This is a genomic window from Leifsonia sp. PARNA 1/14, from assembly GCF_055720965.1.
On sequence record NZ_JBVQSP010000006.1, the window covers coordinates 261,613 to 264,714 of the forward strand.

Annotated in this window: 3 protein-coding genes and 1 pseudogene; 2 read left to right on the plus strand and 2 right to left on the minus strand. The window is 70.9% G+C overall.

Annotation, left to right across the window (positions count from 1 at the left end; genetic code table 11):
• The first annotated feature begins 83 nt into the window (after positions 1-83).
• Positions 84-506: an FAD synthase family protein gene (locus tag AC0HS0_RS16865; protein WP_472965294.1), complete on the plus strand. Its 423-nt coding sequence runs from the start codon at positions 84-86 to the stop codon at positions 504-506.
• Positions 507-581: 75 nt separating this feature from the next.
• On the opposite strand, the gene AC0HS0_RS16870 is transcribed toward AC0HS0_RS16865, so the two are convergent.
• Both AC0HS0_RS16870 and pip read right to left on the minus strand, forming a co-directional pair.
• Complete coding sequence (locus AC0HS0_RS16870) at positions 582-1,760, minus strand: amidohydrolase (RefSeq protein ID WP_472965295.1); 1,179 nt, start codon at positions 1,758-1,760, stop codon at positions 582-584.
• Entirely contained in the window at positions 1,757-2,716 is a 960-nt protein-coding gene (gene pip / locus AC0HS0_RS16875) for a prolyl aminopeptidase (RefSeq protein ID WP_472965296.1), read from the minus strand. Before pip ends, AC0HS0_RS16870 begins: the two co-directional genes overlap by 4 nt.
• 265 nt (positions 2,717-2,981) lie before the next feature.
• Here pip and AC0HS0_RS16880 point away from each other — a divergent pair.
• Positions 2,982-3,102: pseudogene (locus tag AC0HS0_RS16880) on the plus strand (malate dehydrogenase); the annotation flags it as partial.

The window sequence follows — 3,102 nt, forward strand, 5'->3', positions numbered from 1 at the left end:
AAACCTCCTTCGGATTTATAGGTGACAAATCCTCACTCATTCGCCAGAATAGGTGAGGATACCTCACCCGAAGGAGGCCACCCGTGACCGTGCGCGTCGGCTACGCAGCAGGAGCGTTCGACCTGTTCCACATCGGACACCTGAACATCCTCAAGCACGCCAAGAACGAGTGCGACTACCTGATCGCGGGTGTCGTCTCCGACGAGATGCTCCGTCTCACCAAAGGCGTCGACCCGGTGATCCCGCTCGCTGAGCGCATCGAGATCGTCCGCAACATCGGCTACGTCGACGAAGCGGTCGCCGAGACCGTGCCCGACAAGCTCGAGATGTGGAAGAAGCTGAAGTTCGACGTCTTCTTCAAGGGCGACGATTGGCGCGGCACCGAGAAGGGGCTGCGCCTCGAGCGCGAGTTCGGTGCCGTCGGCGTCGAGGTGGTCTACTTCCCGTACACCATGACGACGAGCTCGACACAGCTCCGCCGCGCCCTCGCCGCCCTGGCCGGCTGATCCCTCCCGACATTCGTCACGAATCTCGACATTCGTGCCACGAATGCGCTGATTCGTGACGAATGTGCGCGGCCTTCAGAGCGCGCGGACGCCGCCGACGAGCACCAGCTCGCGCGGCGGGGAGGCGACCAGCGCCTCCGGGACGTTCTGCGCGTCGACGAGCACGACGTCGGCGGGCGCTCCCACCACGAGGTCGTGCACCGGCCTCCCCACGAACCCGGCCGCGTCGCTCGTCGCGACGCGCACGGCGTCGGTCAGCTCCTCGTCGCGGCGCGCGCCCGCGAGCTGCGCGAGGCGGGTCGCCAGGCGCAGCAGGTCGCCGTCGCCGTACGGTCCCCACAGATCCCGGATGCCGTCCGTCCCGAGCCCGACCGGCACGCCGGCCGAACGAAGCAGCGCCAGCGGGAGGCGCGGCGCGTTGATCGGGGCGACCGTCGTGATCGAGACACCGGCCTCCCGCAACGCGTCGACCAGCGCCGCCTGCCGGGCCTCCGGAAGCTCGCCGATCGCGAACCCGTGCGCCACGTTCACGCGCCCGGCGAGCCCGAGGGCCCGGGTGCGCTCGATGATCAGCTCGTACTCGAACGCGCCGAGCTCCCCGCCGTCGTGCAGATGGATGTCGATGCCGACGCCGCGCCGGTCGGCTACCTCGAACAACGCGTCGAGCTGCCCGACCGGGTCACGGTCGATGGAGGCCGGGTCCAGCCCGCCGACGTGGTCGGCGCCCTCCGCGGCTGCGGCGTCCAGCAGCTCCAGCACGCCGGGCCGGCGCAGCACGCCGTCCTGCGGGAACGCCACGACCTCCAGCCCCACCGGCAGCCCCAGCGCGGCGACGGCCTCCCGCACCACCGCGATGCCGTGCAGCCCGACCCCGAGGTCGACGTCGATATGGGTGCGGAACGCGGTCGTCCCCTGCGCCACCAGAGCGCGCAGCAGCTCGAGCGTACTGGTCGGGCTCGGAAGGCCGAGCTCGTCACGGTGCGCCCGCTCGTGCTCGATGCGCCCCTGCGTCGTCGCCCGCCCGCCGTACGGGACCCACGGCATCCCCCACCAGCTCTTGTCGAGGTGCGCGTGCGCGTTGACGAGCCCGGGCAGCGCGAGCAGCCCGCGCCCGTCGATGACGTCGACGGCACCCTCCGGCGTCCGGTCGGGCCGGTCCGCCCGGTGCGGCTCGACGGCCGTGATGACACCGTGCTCGATCAGGAGGTCGGAGCGGTCGCCTCCCCAGGGCCGGACGTCACGGAGCAGCGTCATCGATCGGCGAACCGGTCGGTCGCGTCGATGAGGGCGTCGAGGATGCCGGGCTCGTCGTAGGCGTGGCCGGCGTCGGCGATGATCTGCAGGTCGGCCTGCGGCCACGCCGTGTGCAGATCCCACGCGGTCATCGCCGGCGTGCAGACGTCGTAGCGGCCCTGCACGATGACGCCGGGGATGTCCTGCAGCCGGTGGGCGTCGCGGATCAGCTGGTCCTCCTCGAACCAGCCGCCGTTCATGAAGTAGTGATTCTCGATGCGCGCGAAGGCGACCGCGTACTTCTGCTCGGTGAAGGTCTCGACGACCTCCGGGCGCGGCAGCAGCGTGATCGTGGAGGACTCCCAACGCGACCAGGCGACGGCGGCGGGCCCGTGCACGGCAGGGTCCTCGTCGGTGAGCAGTCGGCTGTAGGCACGGATGAGGTGGCCGCGCTCCTCCGCGGGGACGGGCTCTAGGAAGCCCTCCCACAGGTCGGGGAACAGCGCCGCGGCGCCGCCCTCGTAGAACCACTCGAGCTCTACGGGACGCAGCGTGAAGATGCCGCGCACGATCAGCTCCGACACCCGCTCGGGATGCGTCTCGGCGTACGCGAGCGCGAGGGCGCTCCCCCACGACCCGCCGAACACCTGCCAGCGCTCGACCTCGAGGTGCTCGCGCAGCTTCTCCATGTCGCCGACGAGGTTCCAGGTGGTGTTCGCGGAGAGGTCGGCATCGGGGTCGCTGGCGTGCGGCAGGCTCTTGCCGCAGTTGCGCTGGTCGAACAGGACGATCCGGTACCGCTCCGGGTCGAACAGCCGGCGGTGGGAGGGCGTGGTGCCGCCGCCGGGGCCGCCGTGCAGAAACACGACTGGCTTGCCGTCGGGGTTGCCGCTGGTCTCCCAATAGACCTGCTGGCCATCGCCGACGTCCAGCATCCCGCTGTCGTACGGCTCGATCTCGGGGTAGAGGCTGCGCATGGTGCGACTGTAGCGGTGCGCGACAACAACGGAGGAGATCCGGGCCGGGCCGCGCCGGAATCGCGGGTTACGGAGGATTTCTGTGCCTGCCGGCGGCCGATCTCCTCCGTTGGCAACGCCGCCGGACGTCCGCGGCCCAGCGGGCACGCGACAGCAACGGAGGGGATCTGCTCCGGCAGCGACACCGTCTCCTCCGCGACCCGCGATCACGGAGGCTGCACCGCCGGCACTCCTCCGTCAGCGACGCCGGGGCTAGGCTCGCAGCATGACCACCCCCGTGACCGTCGCCGTCACCGGCGCCGGTGGACAGATCGGCTACGCCCTCCTCTTCCGCATCGCCTCCGGCCAGCTGTTCGGGCCGGAGGTCCCCGTGCGGCTCCGGGTGC

What these genes read in the sequence shown, in the direction of transcription:
- pip (WP_472965296.1), bottom strand. Translation starts at nt 2,716, where the DNA reads ATGCGCAGCCTCTACCCCGAGATCGAGCCGTACGACAGCGGGATGCTG.
- AC0HS0_RS16870 (WP_472965295.1), bottom strand. Translation starts at nt 1,760, where the DNA reads ATGACGCTGCTCCGTGACGTCCGGCCCTGGGGAGGCGACCGCTCCGAC.